The following is an 18150-nucleotide window of genomic DNA, read 5'->3' as shown; positions in this document are numbered from 1 at the left end:
ATGCGCCTTCACGTCGTGAACCCGAACACCAGCGCGTCGATGACCCGCACCATCGCCGCCGCCGCCCACGCGACCGCGCCGCCGGATGTCGAGATCGTAGCCACGACCTCGCCCCGAGGGCCCGCCTCGATCGAGGGGCACCACGACGGCGCGATGGCGGTCCCCGGCCTGCTGCAGCGCATCGCCGAGGCCGAGGCGGACGGCGTGGACGCCCACATCATCGCCTGCTTCGACGACACCGGCCTGCACGCCGCCCGCTGCGCCGCGACGCGGCCCGTCGTGGGGATCGGAGAGGCCGCCTGCCTGCTGGCCTGCCAGCTGGCCGAACGCTTCATCGTGGTCACCGCCGCGCCCGTGTCGGTCCCGGTGCTGGAGGCGAACCTGCGGCTGAATGGTCTTGCCACGCGCTGCGCCGGGGTGCGCGCCGCCGGTGTGGCGGTGCTGGACCTGTCGTACGCGACGGGCGAGACCGACCCGGTGGCGGCCGCCCTGCGGCAGGCCGCCCGGGACGTGCCCGACGCCGCGCTGGTGCTGGGTTGCGGCGGCATGGCTGAGATGGCCGAACGGCTGTCCCACGACCTCGACCGGCCGGTGATCGACGGCGTCGCGGCGGCGGTGCAACTGGCCTCGGGTCTGGCACGGCTGGGGCATCGCACGGTAAAGACCGGAGGGTATGCCGCGCCCCGCAACAAGGAGACCCAGGCATGAGCCCCGAGATCCGCCCGATGACCCGCGACGACCTTTCGCACGTCCTCGACTGGGCCGCCGACGAGGGGTGGAATCCCGGACAGTCGGATGCCGCGCATTTCATTGGCGCCGACCCCGAGGGATTCCTGATGGCGCTACACGACGGCGCTCCCGCCGCGGCGGTGTCGGTCGTCCGCGTCGGGCCGGAGCACGCCTTTCTCGGGCTTTTCCTGTGCCGCGCGGACCTGCGCGGGCGCGGTCTCGGCACCGCCGTCTGGACCAGCGGGCTGGCGCGCGTGAACGGCGCGTCTGTCGGGCTCGACGGTGTGGTCGCCCAGCAGGAGAGCTATGGTCGCGCAGGGTTCCAGCGTCACCACGCCACGCTGCGGTTCGCGGGCAGCGTCCCCGCCCCCGCGGGACGGCTCGTCAGCCGCCCGTTCTCCGAGGCCGATCTTGCCGACGCGCTGGCACTCGACACCGCCGCCACCGGTTTCGCGCGGGCGCCGTTTCTGACCGGCTGGCTGAAGAACGCCCCCGACCGCCACGTCCGCGCGATCCATATCGGCGGCCATCTGGCGGGCTATGCGGCGATGCGGCGGTGTCGTGTCGGCTGGAAGATCGGGCCATTGCACGCCCGCGACGAAACGGTCGCCCGCCGCCTGCTGGACGACCTGGTCGTTCTGGCAGAAGGCGCGCAGATCATGCTGGACGTCCCCGACTGCAACGCCCCGGCCCTTGCGGCGGCCGAGGCATTGGGTTTGTCGCAGGTTTTCGAGACCGCGCGGATGTGGACGGGCCCCGCACCGGGCGGCGACACCGCGCTGGAATACGGTGTCTGCACGCTCGAGCTGGGTTGACGGTCAGACCAGCTGCCGGGGCAGCGTCTCGCTCCACGACAGGTCGCTGACCAGTTCCTCGCCCTCCCAAGCGCGTTGCCGCGCCTCGACGTGGAAATCGGTCACGGTGCCGAACAGCGTCGTCTCGGTGATCGTCTTGACCGTCCAGTCCTCGCGCCGCATCTCGTGCGTCCAGGTGACCTTGCCCCGCACCGACGACAGGTCGCCGGGGAGATAGCTGTAGGTCTCGCGCCCTTCCGAGAGATGGTAGAAGGCATGCCGGTCGATCTCGGCCCCGCCCTCGTGGTCGAGGATCTCGACGGTGACGCGGCCGGTGTCGCGGTCCTCGATCACCGTCCATTCCGCGGCGGGCGGCACCTCGTGGGTCAGCTCCAGCGGCGGCGCGATACGCGGCGGGCCGAACTCGGCCACCGTCGCCCCGTCATCGGCACGCACGGGCAGCGACAGGCTCGACCGGCCGGGATGGACCGTCATCGTCACCAGCTCGGGCGAGGGCCACGCGATCGGGAAATAGACCGTCGAGACCGAAAGCCGGATGCGGTGGCCGCGGCGGAAATGCTGGGCCACGTGTTTCAGCGGCACCTTGACGGTGTAGACCTCGCCCGGCACCAGCTCTTCGGGGGCGTCGTGGCCGTTGCGGTGCGTCAGGTTCATCAGGCCATAGCTGATCCGCGTCACGGCGCCGTCCGGCGCCACGTCGCCCAGGCGCACGGCAACCTGCGCGACGGGACGGTCGACAGCGAAGGTCAGCGTCAGCCGCGCGTCGCCCACCATCTCGACCGGCGCCTCCAGCGGCTCGGTCTCGAACACGAGGCTGCCGGCGTCGTCCCGGCGCTGATCACCGGGCTGGTCGCCCGGATGCGCATAGGAACACCACTTGCCGCCCTGCAGACCGACCCAGAGCGGCGAGCAGATCTGCAGCGGGCGGTCCGGCAGATCACCGTCGACCGACAGCCTGCCATCGGCGCCGAGCGCATAGGACACGGGCGAGATGTTCGGCGAGGGCCACGCAGGCTCGGTGATCCAACGACCGGCACGTTCGACATAGTGCGACCGCGGCTCGGCATGGTCCTGCAGGAACAGCCGCAGCGCGGGCTCTTCCATGATGCCGGTGTCCTCGCCCTTCAGCCACTGGTCCCACCAGCGCGCCTCTTCGCTGAGCCAGTCGATCGCCGGCCCCGGCTCGCCCAGATGGGGATATTTGTGCGACCACGGACCGACGATGCCCTTCGCCGGGCCGCGCAGGTTCTGCACCAGCCGGAACACGGCGCGGCAATACCCGTCGGCCCAGCCGCTCACCGCATAGACCGGCACTTCGACATCGGCGTAATCCTCGCAGATCGAGCCGTGTTTCCAGTACGTGTCGCGGGTCTGGTGTTCGAGCCACGTCTTGAGCCACAGGCCCGAGCCGTCCAGCCGGTCGTGCCACATCTTCCGCCAGCGGTCGCCTACATGGGCGGGATCCGGCGGCAGCGTGTTGATGCCGAACATGACTGACGCCCAGGACAGCTGATCGCTCAGCATCGTGCCGCCCATGTAGTGAATGTCGTCGGCATAGCGGTCGTCGGTCGAGCAGATCGTGACCACAGCCTTCAGCGCCGGCGGCCTGAGCGCGGCGATCTGCAGGCCGTTGAAGCCACCCCACGAGATGCCGACGATGCCGACGCCACCGTCGCACCACGCCTGGTCCGCGATCCACGCGATCGCGTCGCAGCCGTCCTGCAGTTCGAGCTCGGTGTATTCGTCGGTCATCACGCCTTCGGATTCACCCGTGCCGCGCAGGTCGACCCGGACATAGGCATAGCCGCGGGCGGCCAGCCACGGCGCGCGGGCATGGTCGCGCTCCAGCGTCTTGTCGTTCTTGCGGTACGGAATGTACTCGAGGATCGCCGGAACGGGCCGCGTCTCGGCATCGACCGGCATCCAGATGCGCGCCGCCAGCCGTGTGCCGTCGGGCATCGGGATCTCGGTATGGACAATCTCTCGGATTTCGGCCGGGAGGGTATGATCGATCTTCATGGGGGCGTCCGATGCTCGTCTTTCGAAGATACGTCTATCGCCGTGCCCCCTGCCAAAGTCCAGCGCGAAGGTGCCGGATCGCCGGAACTTGACCACAAGGGCGGCACAGGAGACGCACCGGCGCCCAAGGCAACGGCAGATGGCAAGAAGGGGTCGGCGACAATGCGCTGAAGGGGCCCCGGCGGGTTGCCGTTTGCGGAGGCGCCTTAGATTTTTACAAATCTGTTACACGTGAGCGCGGCGCGAACTTGCCGCCGATGGAGCATTGATTTGCGATATTCCGAACGGCACACCGCCTCCTCCCTGCAACTTTCCAAAGAGGTCGAGTCTGGCCTGAAATGGCTTCCGGTCGTCGCCCTGATCGCCTGGTGCGTGCTGGCGTTCAACGAGGCGACCTATCCGCTCGTCGCGGACGGTTTCCGCAGCGCACGGGAATACACGGCGGTCGAGATGGGCACCGCCTTCGCCTTCGTCGGAGCGTTCGGGCTGGGCATGGTCCTGTGCTGGCGCTGCGCCCGCTCCGGTGGACCGCTGCAGGCGATCCTGTTTCTGGGCTTCGCCCTGCTCGCGTTGCTCGCCGCGCTGGAAGAGACGCAGTGGGGCCAGCCGATCCTGGGGTACGACATCCCCGCATGGATGCAGGAGGCGAACGCGCAGGAAGAGTTCACCCTTCACAACATCGAAGGTCCGCAGGGCAAGGCCGAGATCTTCTACTTCGTGTTCTGCCTCGGCGCCGCCGCGCTGTATCTTCCGCGCATCGGGATCGTGCCAGACAGGGTCTGGCAGGATCTGCGGGCGCATCCGGCGCTGATCCCGCTGGTTGCCTGTATCGGCGTGACGGCGCTGCTGAAGCTGTTCCAGGGCATCTTCGCCGAGGAATCGGTGGCGTTCGACGCCGTGAGATGGACCACCGAGATCACCGAACTGTATATCGCGATCTGGGGTCTCGCCTATGCCGCGATCAAGGTGTTCGGGCCCGCGCCGCGGTCGGTCTGAGCGTCGGCCGGGAGACCCGGCCGACGGCCCGGCGCCGGCTCACTCGACGATGTCGGAGAACTCGTAGTTGAGGCGCTTCATCACCTGCTCGTAGTTCCAGAGCAGCTTCGAGTGCTTGCCCGCGCCCATCCAGATCGACGCGACGGCATAGCTGTAGGCGTCCTGTTCGGGCAGCTCGGACAATTGCATGCCCTTGGTGACATGCGAGGCGATGCGCGTTCCCTCGACCTGTTCCGCCGCCACCTGGATCTCGGCCTCGGACGGCACCCGCGACACGGTCGCGTCGTTGAAGAACACGCGGTAAAAGAACTCGGCCGCGACCTTCGAGGGCCCCTCGCCCTGCGGCATGTCGGGCTTGCGCCCGAGGCCGAGGTCGATGGTCACCTGCTGGTGGCTGACGCCGTCGACCATCTCGAACAGGTCGCAGTGCGACTGCGCGATCCGGGTGTTGATCTCGAGCAGCCAGATCTTGTCCTGCACCTCGTCCCAGTAATACTCGACGTTGAAGCCCGCATTGTCATAGCCGATGTGGCTCATGATCGTGCGGGTGATCTCGTTCATCTTGTCTCGGATGCGCTCGGGCAGCGTCGAGGGATAGAGATAGTAGAAGAAGCTCAGGACCTGCGGATAGCGGATCGAGTCGACGGTGCCGTAGGGTACGACCTCGCCGTTGTGGACATAGCCCTCGACCGTACACTGCCGCCCACCGATGACCTGTTCGGCCATGCAGTAATGGCCCTCGATCGCCCGGATCTCGTCGGGCAGGTCCGCCTGGCTCAGCACGTGGTCGAACGGCTCGCCGATCAGCCGGATCTCGGCGCGCAGCTTCTCGATCGCGTAGTCGAAGTCCTCGGGACTGTCGATGCGGAAGCCCAGGCGCGAGCCAGACGACTTGATCGGCTTGATGAAGAAAGGAAAGCGCAGCTCGGCCTCGCCGATCTTGGACAACGCCGTGTCGTCGAACGGATCGAAGGCGGTGAACTTGGGGATGTGATCCGGCACCGACTCGCGCATGACGCTGCGGCTCCAGTACTTGTGCTCGCACTTCAGCAGGCTTTCGAGCGACGCGTTGGGCGTGCCGTATTTCTGGCAGAGCAGCGGAAGCATCGTCGACACGGGAAAGTCCATGTAACCGACGATGGCGTCGATCGAGCCGTCGAACGCGTCCAGCGTGGCCTCGGCCTCGGCCAGCATCGCGGGAATGTCGAATTCCTGCGTCTCGTAGACCTGCGCCGGTGTCAGCAGCTGGTGAAACGTGACGTCCTCGACGCCGCGCAGCCGCTTGAGCCGCTCTGCGTTCATCGGGTTCAGGCCGACGACGAATACGTTCTTTGTCATTTTTGTGTCCCTCCTCGCTGACAACACGCCAGCGCCCGGAAAGATCCGCGGCCGACATGTCGTCCGACATGATTTCAGGTCTTTGCGATTTCGGCGGTGCTCGGGAAACTGCGCCCCTTGAGCCGCTCCGTCGTTCCCTCGATGTCGTCCACGAGCAGCAGCAGGAAGTCCCCCGGCTTGGCCTCTTCGATGGCGCGCGCGGTGGCGGCGTGCTCTTCCATCACCGTCTCGACACGGCAGTCCGACCCGGCGCTTTCGGCGCCCTCATGGATCAGCTTTGCCGTCTCGCCCGGCGTCCGCCCGCGAGAGTCGGTCTCGTAGACGTAGAGGGTGTCGCACATCCGCGCAAGCTGCGCCCCGAGCGCGACGAGATCCTCGTCCCGGCGGTTGCCGGGCGCGGTCGCGACGCCGATCTTGCGCTGCAGGCCCAGACCGCTGACCAGCGGTTCCAGAGCCTTGAGCGCGGGAACGTTGTGGCCGTAGTCGATCAGGCACTTCACGCCGTCCGCCTCGAAATAGTTCGTGCGGCCCGGCATTTGCGACGGCGTGGGGTGGAAGGTCAGCAGACCGGCGCGAATATCGTCGATCTCGAGCCCGTGGGCCAGCGCCGAGCCCGCGGCGGCCATCGCGTTCTGCACGTTGAAGGGGGCGTGCCCCTCGAACGAGATGGGAACGTCGTTCACCTCGACGATCTCGACCTCGACCCGGCCCCGCAACATGACGATCCAGCCGTTCTTGACCGTGATGACGGTGCCGTGGTTGCCAAGATGCTCGGCCAGGTCCGGGTTGTCGGGATTCATCGTGAAATAGATGATTTCGCCCCGCGCCCAGTAGGTGCCGTGCTCCATCACCATTGGGTCGTCGGCATTGAGGACGCAGTAGCCGCCCTCTTTCTTGACCGCGTCGACCACGACGGTCTTGCACCGCGCCAGTTCGTCGAGCGTGTGAATGTCCCGCTCGCCAAGGTGGTCGGACGCGATGTTCAGAAGGACGCCCACGTCGCACTCGTCGAAGCCGAGGCCGCGGCGCATGATGCCGCCCCGCGCCACTTCGAGCACGGCATGCTCGACCGTGGGCTCGCGCAGCACGGCCTGCGCCGCCGCGGGACCGGAATAGTCGCCGCGCAGGATGATGTGGTTGTCGATCTCGACGGTGCCGGTACAGCCCAGCCCGACCGAGTGACCGGCCTGCCGCAGGATATGCGCGGTCAGGCGGGTCGTCGTGGTCTTGCCGTTAGTGCCGGTGATCGCCGTGATCGGAATCCGTCCGTTGTCGGCGTGGTCGGGGAACAGCATCTCGAGCACGTGCTCGCCCACCGGGCGGGGGCTGCCATGCGTCGGCGCCATGTGCATGCGGAAGCCGGGGCCGGCATTGACCTCGACCACGCCGGCCGATTGCTGCTCGAGCGGTTTCGACAGGGTCTCGGCCAGAAGGTCGATGCCGATGATGTCAAGCCCGACGAGCCGCCCGATCCGCTCCATCTGGAACTTGACCTCGGGGTGGACCTCGTCGGTCAGGTCGGTGGCCGTGCCGCCGGTCGAGATGTTGGCGGTCGACTTGAGGAACGCGACCTCGCCCTCGGGCATCACCGTGTCGAGCGACAGGCCCGCCTGTTCGAGCATGCGGAGCGTCTGCTCGTCGACATGGATCTGGGTCAGCAGGTTCTCGTGGCCCACGCCGCGGCGCGGATCGGCGTTCTCGCAGTCGATCAGCTGCTGGATGGTCGAGGTACCGTCGCCGGTGACATGCGCCGGACGGCGACGCGCGGCGGCGACCAGCTTGCCGCCGATCACCAGCATGCGGTGATCCTCGCCCTTGATGTAGCTTTCGACAATGACCGCCGACGAGCCGTCACGCGCACGGGCGAGCGCGGCCTCGTAGCCCGATCTCAGATCCTCGACCGACGCGATGTCGGTCGTCACCCCGCGCCCGTGGTTCCCCGAGAGCGGCTTGGTCACGACCGGCCAGCCGATCCAGTCCGCCGCCTGTTCGATCTCTTCCCACGAATAGCAGACCTGCCCCTTGGGCACTGGCACGCCGGCGTCGTCGAGGATCTGCTTGGTCCATTCCTTGTCGTCGGCGATCGAGTGGCCGATGATCCCCGAGGCGTCCGTCACCGTCGCCTGGAAGCGGCGCTGCTTCACGCCGTGGCCCAGCTGGGTATAGCTGGTGCCCTCGGTCAGGTTGTAGGCGGGGATGCCGCGCGCCTTCGCGGCGTTCACGATCGACCCGGTCGAGGGCCCGAGCGCGTTGGCGTCGCGGACTTCCTTGAGGTGGGCGATGATCGGCGTCAGGTCGACCTCGTCCCCGTCATAGAGCTTTTTCACGATGTCCACGGCAGCGACGCCGGCGGCAAGGCCCGTCGCCTCGTCGCGATAGCGGTAGACGACGTTGTAGATGCCGGGATCGTAGCTATCGACCGTCTTGCCGTAGCCGACGGAGAAGCCGACCTGGTTCTGCAACTCGATCGCCACATGTTCGACCATGTGCCCGGCATAGGTGCCGTTGCGCACCCGCTGCAGGAACCCGCCAGGTTCTCCGACAGAGCAGCGGTGGTCGTGGATGGTGGGCATCAGCGCCTCGAGTCGTTCGGCGATCTCGGGCACTTGGTCGCTCGGTCTGTCTTCTAGCTCCTCGATATCCAGCCGCATGTAGATCGAGAGATAGCGGCTGTAGTAGTTGGGTCCGCGAAGGGCCCTTTGTTCAAGAATACGCAATCCATTGCTCCGGCCTGATGGCCCTGAGCTCATCCGGCGTCAGGACCCGTCGGTCCGTCAGGCTGTAACCATACCCGTCGACCAACGCATGCATTATGACGTTGTGGACGCTAACCGCCTCACCGTCGCTCAGATCGAAGACATTGGAGCCGGTAATCTTGGAACTGTCAACGAGCACGACATGGCCGGGACCGAAGGCGCGGATCGTCCCACCGTCGAACAGCACCGCCGCGTCCTCTCCCAGACCGACGCCGAGATACTCGGGGTTGGTCGCCCCGACCTCCATCAGGCGCGAGAAGCGGCCGCGTTCCAGGAAGTGCGTGTCGATGATGACCCCGGCGACGAGTCCGAACCCGGCGCTCATCTTCACCGCGCCCTTGCGAAGGGAGTCATCGGCCGCCCCTCCGTAGACCATGGTCGTCGACATCGACGCGGCGCCCGCGCTGGTGCCGGCGATGACCGCGCCGAAATCGTGCCGCTTGCGGATCGCCTCGAGCGCGGCGGACCCGCCGAGAATGTTCGTCAGGCGCATCTGGTCGCCGCCCGACACGAAGATGATGTCGCTGCGCTCGATCATGTCGAGGAACCCGGCATCGCGGGATTCGGCCCGCTCGCGGATCCGGATGTCGAGCACCTCGGCCGCGCCGAGACGGCCGAACGCCTCGCGATAGCCCTCGTACACTTCGGCCGGAATGCTGCTCGCCGTGGTGATGACACCGACAACGGGCTCTTCGACCGGGGTCAATGACAGCACACGCTGCAGGATATTCGCCTCCGAGGTCTTGTCCTCGGCGCCGCCGATGGCGACGAGGGGACCGACCGCGGGGAACTTCAGGGTCTTGTTCATATCTTGCACCGCTCCATCTGCCAATCGATGCCCTTACGGGTCCCCACGTTAGACCCTTGCGTCCGGACTTGACAGGCCGTTTCGCAAGGAAGTTACGGAACTTGGCGGGCAGAACACAGCTTCGCCCGGAAATGGTAACCAGGCGGTACACGGCTGCGCGTTTCCGATGCGCATTTCGGATGAAAGGACACGGCCGAATGACGACGGGATATACACTTGCGATCCACGGGGGCGCCGGAGTGCTGCCGAAGGCGCGCATTACGCCCGAACTGGAACGGGATTATCACGCCGCGCTGGAGCGGGTGCTCGAGACCGGAGAGGTCGTCCTGCGCAGCGGCGGCACCGCGCTCGACGCCGTGACCGCAGCCGTCTGCGCGCTCGAGGACGAGCCGCTGTTCAACGCCGGGCGCGGCGCCGTCTTCACCAGCGCCGGCACGCACGAGATGGACGCGGCGGTGATGGAAGGCACCACCCGCCGGGCCGGCGCGGTGGCGGGCATCTGCGGCCCACGCAACCCGATCCGGCTGGCGCGCACGGTGATGGAAACCACCGACCACGTTCTGATGATCGGGGACGGCGCGCTCGAGGTCGGGCGCGCGGCGGGGCTCGACTACGAGCACCCGGACTATTTCTACACGCAGGACCGTTGGAACGCGCTTCAGGCCACGCTCGACATGAAGGCGCGCGGCGTCAGCGACGATGATCCCGCCCGACGCCACGGCACGGTCGGGGCCGTGGCGCGGGACCGCGAGGGTCGGCTGGCCGCGGCGACATCCACCGGCGGCATGACCGCGAAGATGCCTGGCCGCGTGGGCGACAGCCCGGTCATCGGTGCCGGCACCTTCGCGGACGACGCGACCTGCGCCGTCTCGGCCACCGGGCACGGCGAGATCTTCCTGCGTTGGGTGGCGGCCCACGAGATCGACGCGCGGATGCGCCACCGCGGCGAGAGCCTCGAGGACGCCGCGCGCCATGTCGTGATGGGGGACCTCGTGCGCGAGGTCGGCGACACCGGGGGGCTGGTCGCGGTCGGCCGCGACGGCTCGGTCACGCTGCCGTTCAATTCCGAGGGCATGTATCGCGGCATCGCCGCCGAGGGCCAGGACCTGAAGGTCGCGATCTACTGAGCCGGGACGCGACCGCCTTTCCCGTTGCGCCGGGTGGCAGTCGACGCGCGGCTGTGCCAGAAGGCCCGCGCAACGGGATGGGCCACATGATCGACCGATACCTCCGCTTTTGCCGCATGCTCGACATCGCCGCGCGCGGCCTCTGCTCGGTGGCCGCGCTCGCCCTCGCGGCGACGGTGCTGCTGATCGTGGTGCTTCGCTATGGCTTCGGCGTCGGCTATATCGAGCTGCAGGACGCGGCGAGCTATGCCTTCGCGGCGCTCGCGATCTTCAGCATCCCGGTCTGCCTGGCCCACCAGGGTCACGTGCGGGTCGAGGTGATCTCGGAGAAGCTGGGCGAACGCTATCGCCGCGGCTCGGACATCGTCGCGCTGGTGCTGTTCCTGATCCCGGTCTTCGGTCTGTTGATCTGGGCCTATTGGCCCGACCTCGCCTATAGCTGGTCGATCCGCGAGGCCTCGGTCGAGACGGGCGGCCTTGGCGGGTTGTTCCTGCTGAAGACCGCCCTGCCCCTCGCGGCGGCGCTGACCATCCTGCAGGGAATCGCGGCCGTGCTGGCCCGCAGGCCGCTGTGACCGGGGCGGACGCGGCCCTCGTCGCGATGCTGCTGGCGCTGTTCGGCGGCATCCTGTCCGGCATCCCGGCGATGCTGGCGATCGCAGGCGTACCCCTGGTCTCGGCCCTGATCGCAAGCACGATGGGGGTCTTCGACCTGCAGTTCCTGACCTTCTTCCCCGCAAGGGTCTGGGGCATCATGTCCAACACCCTCCTGATGGCGGTGCCGCTGTTCGTGCTGATGGGGGTTCTGCTGGAGCGTTCGGGACTGGCGCAGCGGATGCTCGACGTGCTGTCGCGTCTGGTCCGCGGCTCGCCGCGCGGGATCGCCCTGGCGGTTCTGGCCTTTTCCACGCTGATCGCCGCCTCGACCGGCATCATTGGCGCGACGGTGGTGATGCTGGTGCTGATCGCCCTGCCTGCGATGACCGAGGCCGGGATCGACAAGCGGCTGGCGGCCGGCGTGATCTGCGCGAGCGGCACGCTGGGGCAGATCATCCCGCCCTCGATCCTTCTGGTGCTGCTCGGCGACCAGATCGGCAGCACCTACCTCGAAGCGCAACAGGCGGCCGGCAACTTCGCGCCCGATCCCGTCTCGGTGGGCGACCTGTTCGCCGGGGCGCTTCTGCCCGGCCTGGTGCTGGTGTCGCTCTACGCGGTGTTCATCGCCATCATGCTGCGCCCGGCGCGCGGCCCGGTCCCTGTCGAGGGCGCCCCGGTGACGGCGCGGCTGCTTGTCTTCACCTTCCTGCCGCCCATCGCGCTGATCGTCGCCGTGCTGGGGTCGATCCTGGCGGGCATCGCCACGACGACCGAGGCCGCGGGCCTGGGCGCCGTGGGCGCGCTGCTGCTCGCGGCGTCGGGCAAGGCGGGTCGCGCAGGCCGCGCGCTGGTCGCCGCGGCGGCGCTCGGCGCGGTGGTCCTGATCGCGCTGCGACTTGCCGACGTTGCGGGCCCCGTCGCGGTGATCGCGGCGCTTCTGGTGGGGATCGGGACGCTCGCGGGGGGCGTGACCCTGTTTCGCGGCGGCATCCTGGCGGGTGCCGTAGACGAGACGGTCAAGATCACCGGCATGGTCTTCGGCATCGTCGTCGCCGCTTCGCTGCTGTCGCTCGTCTTTCGCGGCTTCGGCGGCGACGAGCGGGTGGCCGACCTGATCGCCGCGATGCCGGGCGGCACGGCCTCGGCGCTGGCGCTGGTCCTGGCCATCGTGTTCCTCCTCGGGTTCATCCTCGAGGCGATCGAGATCATCTATATCGTCGTGCCGCTGCTCGGCCCGCCGATCCTGGGCACCGACATCTCTCCGGTCTGGTTCGGGGTGCTGCTGGCGATGAACCTGCAGACCTCGTTCCTGACGCCGCCCTTCGGGTTCGCCCTGTTCTACTTCCGCTCGGCGGCGCCCCGGTCGATCAGCACGACGGACATTTATGTCGGCGTGGCGCCCTTCGTGGGGTTGCAGATCCTCGCGATGGCGCTTCTGATTGCGGTACCGGAGCTGGCGACCTGGTTGCCAGACCTGATGTTCCGATAGGGAGGGGATACCGCTTGAGACGCAGAGACTTCATCGCAACCGGCGCCCTGGGCGCCGCGACCGTGCCGCTGGCCGCCCCGGCCGTCGCGCAGGGCAATATCCAGTGGAACCTGCCGACCGCGTTCCCGAAGAACGCCCCCGGCGTGGGCACCAACGTCCAGAACTTCGCCGAAAAGGTCGAGGCGATGTCGGACGGCCGGATGAGCTTTACCATCTATGGCGGCGGCGAGCTGGTCCCGCCCTTCGGCGTCGAGGATGCCGTGCAGCAGGGCAACGCGCCCGTGGGCCACGGCCCGACCTACTATGCCGCGGGCAAGAACCCGGCCCTGCACTGGTTCACTGGTGTGCCGTTCGGCCTGACATCGTTCGAGCACGTCGCCTGGCTGGAGCATGGCGGCGGCCAGGAGCTGTGGGACGACATCTATGCGCAGCGCGGCCTGAAGCCGCTCTATTCCGGCAACTCGAACACCCAGTCGGGCGGCTGGTTCAAGAACCGCATCGAGAGCGTGGATGACCTTCAAGGCCTGAACATGCGGGTCGCCGGCCTGGGGGGCGAGATATACCGCAAGCTCGGGGTCAACGCCGTGCTGATGCCGCCGCCGGAGATCTTCCAGTCACTGCAATCGGGCGCCATCGACGCCGCAGAGTGGGTGGGCCCGATGCTGGACCAAGCCTTCGGTCTGCAGAAGATCACGGACCTCTGCTACGTTCCCGCCTACAACGAACCCGGCGCGGGCCTGGCGATCGTGTTCAACCAGGACGCCTGGGACGAGCTGCCCGCCGACCTGCAGGCGATCTGCCGGGCCGCGGCCTATGCCTCGGCGCTCGAGGCGCACGCCCAGTTCGACTACTTCAACGCGCAGGCGATGGCCGAGCTCAGGGATGGCGGGGTCGAGTTCCTGCAATTCCCCGACGATGTCGTCGCGGCGATGAAAGAGGCCTGGTGGGAGGTCGCCGACGAGCTGTCGGCCGAGAGCGAGGATGTCGCGCGGGTCCGCGAGAGCTACGAGCCCTATCTCGAGAGCGCGCGGGCCTATGCCAAGGAAATGACACTGCCGCTTCTCGCCAACCGCGGCTAGACCGACCGATCCGGGCGCCGGGGCCTCCGTGCCGCGGCGCCCGCGCCCCGATCCCTCAACAGCTGCCCGACGCCGCCGGCACGGACTTGCCCGGTCTGCGGGTGTCGAGCCACGCGACGCCGAGCGCGGCCACGCCCGCCGCCGCGAGGCCGGCTCCGACCCAGCCGGTCGATGCCCAGCCATACCCCGCCGCCAGGGCAAGCCCGGCCATATAGGGCCCGAGCGCGTTGGCGAGGTTGAACGCGGCGTGGTTCAGCGCGGCTGCGAGCGACTGCGCGTCGCCGGCCACGTCCATCAGCCGCATCTGTAACGGAATGACGAGCCCGGCCGTCATGCCCAGCAGCAGCACCACCGCGATCATCGCCGGCCAGCTGCCCAGCACCATCGTGTAGATCACCGGCACGACCACCATGCCGCACAACAGGACAAACGCCCCGCCGAGCCGCGACCATGAGGCCAGCCGCCCTGCCACGACATTGCCGATCGTGGTGCCGACGCCGAAGGCCGACAGCGCCATCGGGATACTCCATTCCGGCGCGGCGGCCGCCTCGATCATCGCCGCAGAGAGATAGGAATAGACGGCGAAGATACCCCCGAAGCCCACCGCGCCGACCATCAGCGTCAGCCAGACCGCGCGGTTGCGCAGCGCTCCAAGCTCACGAAGGGGGCTGGCGTCGGGGTCGGGCGCGTCGGCGGGCGCGAACCGCGAGATCATCGTCAGCGACAACAGCGCCAGCGCGCCGACGATGACGAAACACCAGCGCCAGCCAAAGGTCTGCCCGATCGCCCCGGCGGTGGGAACGCCGACGACGTTCGCGATCGTCAGGCCCAGCATCACCTTCGCCACGCCCGCCGCGCGCTGCCCTTTCGGCAGCAGGTCCGCCGCCACCAGCATCGCGATGCCCAGATACGCGCCATGCGGCAGCCCGGCCAGCACCCGCGCGCCGGTAAAGGTGGCGATGTCCGGCGCCATCGCCCCCAGAAGGTTGGCGAGCGCGAAGGCCCCGATCAGCATCGTCAGGAACGTCTTGCGCGACAGCCGCGCGCCCAGCACCGCCAGCACCGGCGCCCCGATCACCACGCCGAGCGCATAGCCGCTGATGGCGTAGCCCGCCACGGGCTCGGTCACGTCTAGGCCGGTGGCAAAATATGGCAGAAGCCCCATCGCCGCGAACTCGGACACCCCGATCGCGAAGGCGCCGATAGCGAGGGACAGGATGGTCAGCTTGGCCTGGCGCGGATCGGCGGTCATGAGGCTCGCATTCGGTTCGGGACGGAGGACGGCACGGCGCTGCACCGCAGAAAGGATGCAAGCTAAGGCCCTGCGGCCGTCCCGCAAGGTGTCTGCGCACATGGGCGGGTTGCGCGCCGTGCATGGGAGTGCCGCAGGGTCAGGCGCGGCCCCTGCTCCGGAACGAAAAAAACGGCGGCCCCGAGGGGCCGCCGCAATCAGCTGTCAGAGAAGGTCCGGCTTACTGCCAGGAGGCGATCAGCTCGTCGTACTTGACGGTCTGCGGCTCCGGATCCTCGTTCTCGAGCGCGGGCTTCGGCGCACCTTCCTGGTCCAGCCAGTACTGCGGGTCACGCTCTTCGTTCAGGTTCGGGCCGAGTTCGCCCTGGATGCCCGCCCGCTGGATACGCTCGAGCACATCCTCGGTCTGTTCGCAGAGCGCGTCGAGCGCCTCCTTGGCCGACTTGGCGCCCGAGGACGCGTCGCCGATGTTCTGCCACCACAGCTGCGCCAGGCGCGGATAGTCCGGGATGTTGGTGCCGGTGGGCGACCACTGGGTGCGCGCCGGCGAACGATAGAACTCAACCAGACCGCCTAGCTTGGGCGCGCGGTCGGTGAAGCTCTCATGCTCGATCGTGGATTCGCGGATGAAGGTCAGACCCTCATGGCTCTTCTTGACGTCCACAGTCTTGGAGGTGACGAACTGGGCATAGAGCCAGGCCGCCTTCGCCCGGTCCACCGGGGTCGAGTCGAGGATCGTCCACGACCCCACGTCCTGGTAGCCGATCTTCATCCCCTCTTCCCAGTAGGCCCCGTGCGGGCTGGGGGCGAGACGCCATTTCGGCGTGCCGTCCTCGTTCATGATCGGCAGACCGTCCTGCACAAGCGAGGGCACGAAGGTCGTGTACATGAACATCTGCTGGGCGATGTTCCCCTGCGCCGGGACGGGCCCGGCCTCGGAGAAGGTCATGCCAGCGGCGGCCGGCGGGGTGAAGTTCTCGAGCCAGTACTTGTACTTCTCGATCGCGTAGACGGCCGCGGGGCTGTTGGTGGCGCCGCCGCGGGCCATGCACGAGCCGACGGGCTGGCTGTTCTCGTTGACGCGGACGCCCCATTCGTCGACCGGAAGGCCGTTCGGCTCGCCCTTGTCGCCCATGCCGGCCATCGACATCCAGGCATCGGTGAAGCGCCAGCCGAGGCTCGGGTCCTTCTTGCCGTAGTCCATGTTGCCATAGACTTCCTGGCCGTCGATCTCGCGGCCGGTGAAGAACTCGGCGATGTCCTCGTAGGCCGACCAGTTCACCGGAACGCCCAGCTCGTAGCCGTACTCCTCTTCGAAGGCGGCCTGGATCTCGGGGTCGTTGAACCAGTCGTAGCGGAACCAGTACAGGTTCGCGAACTGCTGGTCCGGCAGCTGGTAGAGCATGTCGTCGGGGCCGGTCGTGAACTCGAGCCCGATGAAATCGTCCAGATCGAGCGTCGGCGAAGTGACGTCGGCGCCCTCCTCGTCCATCCACTCGGTCAGATTGCGCGCCTGCTGATAGCGCCAGTGGGTGCCGATCAGGTCCGAGTCGTTGACATAGGCGTCATAGACGTTCTCGCCCGACTGCATCTGCGTCTGCAGACGCTCGACCACGTCACCCTCGCCGATCAGGTCGTGGGTCAGATTGATGCCGGTGATGGCGCTGAACGCCGGAGCCAGAACCTGGCTTTCGTATTCGTGCGTGGCGATCGTCTCGGAGACGACGTTGATGTCCATGCCCTGGAATTCCTGGGCGGCATCGACGAACCACTGCATCTCCTCTTCCATTTCCTCGCGGGTCAGCGAGGACATCTCGCCGATCTCGTTGTCGAGGAATTCGCGGGCCTCTTCCATGCCCGCGAGCGCGGGGCTGGCGAGTACCGCCAGCGCAAGCCCGAGCGCCGTCGTCGATCTGTAACAGAGGGTCATTATGGTTCCTCCCTATTTTCTGAACCCTTCAGAAGCAGCCGGCGCCCCGCGCCGGCCGCAGTCGCACGTCTGCCGATCAGACCCAGCGGAACACCGCTGCGGCAAAGATCAGGCAGACGATCAGCGCGCCCCATTGCGGCGCACTGACGAGACCGAGCCAGGCCAGATTGATATAGGCCGAGCCCAGAAGCGTGATGAACAGACGGTCGCCGCGTGTCGTCTCGATCCCGAGGACGCCGGTGCGCGGCGTCTCGGGGCGCCTCAACCCCAGGACCGTGAAGACGATCAGGCACGCCGCGATGAAGGCGAAGAAGGCCGCGGTGGGCCAGGTCCATGCCATCCAAGCCATGAGCGTATCTCCCTACACGCGGCCCAGGGCAAAGCCCTTGGCGATGTAATTACGGACGAAATAGATGACCAGCGCGCCGGGGATGATGGTCAGCACCCCCGCTGCGGCCAGCACCCCCCAGTCGAGCCCCGAGGCCGAGACCGTGCGCGTCATCGTCGCCGCGATCGGCTTGGCGTCGACGCTGGTCAGCGTGCGGCTCAGAAGCAGCTCCACCCACGAGAACATGAAGCAGAAGAAAGCAGTCACGCCGATGCCCGAGGCCACGAGTGGCATGAAGATCTTCACGAAGAACCTCCCGAACGAGTAGCCGTCGATATAGGCGGTCTCGTCGATCTCCTTCGGAACGCCACGCATGAAGCCTTCGAGAATCCACACCGCCAGCGGCACGTTGAACAGCGTGTGCGCCAGCGCCACGGCGATATGCGTGTCGAACAGTCCCACCGAGGAATACAGCTGGAAGAACGGCAGCGCGAAGACCGCCGGCGGCGCCATTCGGTTCGTCAGCAGCCAGAAGAACAGGTGCTTGTCCCCGAGGAATGTGTAGCGACTGAAGGCGTAGGCCGCCGGCAGCGCCACGACGATCGAGATCACCGTGTTCATCGTCACGTAGATGATCGAGTTGATGTAGCCCCAGTACCACGACGGATCGGTGAAGATCGTCATGTAGTTCTGGAACGTCAGGTTGCGCGGCCAGAGCGAGAAGGTCGACAGGATCTCGTTGTTGGTCTTCAGGCTCATGTTCACGAGCCAGTAGATCGGGATCAGCAGGAAGGCGAGGTAGAGCGTCATCACCACCGCCTTGCTGTTGATCCGGAAGCCCGACCGCGCCGCGGTGCGTGTCCGCGTGCCGGTCGAGGTGCCGCTGT

The 18150-nt window shown here is 67.4% G+C and carries 15 protein-coding genes; 7 read left to right on the top strand and 8 right to left on the bottom strand.

Translation table 11 applies throughout. The annotated features are described in order from the left end of the window. The gene (locus BMZ25_RS16595; RefSeq protein ID WP_092695655.1) at positions 1 to 708 is read left to right on the top strand and encodes an aspartate/glutamate racemase family protein; all 708 of its coding nucleotides are present in this window, start codon (positions 1 to 3) and stop codon (positions 706 to 708) included. After that, entirely contained in the window at positions 705 to 1544 is an 840-nt protein-coding gene (locus BMZ25_RS16590) for a GNAT family N-acetyltransferase (RefSeq protein WP_092695653.1), read from the top strand. The genes BMZ25_RS16595 and BMZ25_RS16590 overlap by 4 nt, the downstream gene beginning before the upstream one ends. Before the next feature lie 3 nt (positions 1545 to 1547). Here the strand turns inward: BMZ25_RS16590 and BMZ25_RS16585 are convergent, their stop codons facing one another. After that, positions 1548 to 3563 (bottom strand): CocE/NonD family hydrolase, encoded by a 2016-nt coding sequence (locus BMZ25_RS16585; protein ID WP_092695651.1) that lies wholly within the window; start codon positions 3561 to 3563, stop codon positions 1548 to 1550. Between the two features lie 270 nt (positions 3564 to 3833). Between BMZ25_RS16585 and BMZ25_RS16580 the strand changes: the two genes are divergently transcribed. Further along, positions 3834 to 4559, top strand: coding sequence for a putative NADH:ubiquinone reductase complex subunit (locus BMZ25_RS16580; protein ID WP_092695649.1), 726 nt, complete (start codon positions 3834 to 3836; stop codon positions 4557 to 4559). A 39-nt stretch (positions 4560 to 4598) separates the two neighbouring features. Here BMZ25_RS16580 and BMZ25_RS16575 read toward each other — a convergent pair whose 3' ends face one another. The 3 genes from BMZ25_RS16575 to BMZ25_RS16565 all read right to left on the bottom strand — a co-directional run bounded on the left by BMZ25_RS16575 (position 4599) and on the right by BMZ25_RS16565 (position 9461). Next, positions 4599 to 5897, bottom strand: a complete 1299-nt coding sequence (locus BMZ25_RS16575; RefSeq protein WP_092695647.1) for an ATP-grasp domain-containing protein — start codon at positions 5895 to 5897, stop codon at positions 4599 to 4601. 74 nt (positions 5898 to 5971) lie between these two features. Then, entirely contained in the window at positions 5972 to 8614 is a 2643-nt protein-coding gene (cphA, locus tag BMZ25_RS16570) for a cyanophycin synthetase (protein WP_177190497.1), read from the bottom strand. Further along, entirely contained in the window at positions 8601 to 9461 is an 861-nt protein-coding gene (locus tag BMZ25_RS16565) for a cyanophycinase (RefSeq protein ID WP_092695643.1), read from the bottom strand. Before BMZ25_RS16565 ends, cphA begins: the two co-directional genes overlap by 14 nt. Before the next feature lie 197 nt (positions 9462 to 9658). Between BMZ25_RS16565 and BMZ25_RS16560 the strand changes: the two genes are divergently transcribed. From BMZ25_RS16560 to BMZ25_RS16545, 4 genes are all read left to right on the top strand, one after another. Then, on the top strand, positions 9659 to 10588 hold the full coding sequence (locus tag BMZ25_RS16560) for an isoaspartyl peptidase/L-asparaginase family protein (protein ID WP_092695641.1): 930 nt from the start codon (positions 9659 to 9661) through the stop codon (positions 10586 to 10588). Between the two features lie 86 nt (positions 10589 to 10674). Beyond that, positions 10675 to 11163: a TRAP transporter small permease subunit gene (locus BMZ25_RS16555; protein WP_092695639.1), complete on the top strand. Its 489-nt coding sequence runs from the start codon at positions 10675 to 10677 to the stop codon at positions 11161 to 11163. Then, positions 11160 to 12674 (top strand): TRAP transporter large permease, encoded by a 1515-nt coding sequence (locus BMZ25_RS16550; RefSeq protein WP_092695637.1) that lies wholly within the window; start codon positions 11160 to 11162, stop codon positions 12672 to 12674. Before BMZ25_RS16555 ends, BMZ25_RS16550 begins: the two co-directional genes overlap by 4 nt. 14 nt (positions 12675 to 12688) lie before the next feature. Further along, positions 12689 to 13753 carry a TRAP transporter substrate-binding protein gene (locus BMZ25_RS16545; RefSeq protein ID WP_092695635.1) on the top strand — a complete coding sequence of 355 codons (1065 nt, stop codon included), beginning with the start codon at positions 12689 to 12691 and terminating at the stop codon, positions 13751 to 13753. A 55-nt stretch (positions 13754 to 13808) separates the two neighbouring features. On the opposite strand, the gene BMZ25_RS16540 is transcribed toward BMZ25_RS16545, so the two are convergent. From BMZ25_RS16540 to BMZ25_RS16525, 4 genes are all read right to left on the bottom strand, one after another. After that, a complete protein-coding gene (locus tag BMZ25_RS16540; protein WP_092695633.1) occupies positions 13809 to 15005 on the bottom strand; it encodes an MFS transporter in 1197 nt (398 codons plus the stop codon). 220 nt (positions 15006 to 15225) lie between these two features. After that, entirely contained in the window at positions 15226 to 16935 is a 1710-nt protein-coding gene (locus BMZ25_RS16535) for an ABC transporter substrate-binding protein (protein ID WP_092695631.1), read from the bottom strand. A gap of 76 nt (positions 16936 to 17011) precedes the next feature. Next, positions 17012 to 17284 carry a DUF2160 domain-containing protein gene (locus BMZ25_RS16530; RefSeq protein WP_092695629.1) on the bottom strand — a complete coding sequence of 91 codons (273 nt, stop codon included), beginning with the start codon at positions 17282 to 17284 and terminating at the stop codon, positions 17012 to 17014. A gap of 12 nt (positions 17285 to 17296) precedes the next feature. Beyond that, entirely contained in the window at positions 17297 to 18073 is a 777-nt protein-coding gene (locus BMZ25_RS16525) for a carbohydrate ABC transporter permease (RefSeq protein WP_235859916.1), read from the bottom strand. Positions 18074 to 18150: the final 77 nt, after the last annotated feature.

Source organism: Tranquillimonas rosea (assembly GCF_900111315.1).
GTDB lineage: Bacteria > Pseudomonadota > Alphaproteobacteria > Rhodobacterales > Rhodobacteraceae > Tranquillimonas > Tranquillimonas rosea.
This window is presented reverse-complemented; position numbering and strand designations above follow the sequence as displayed.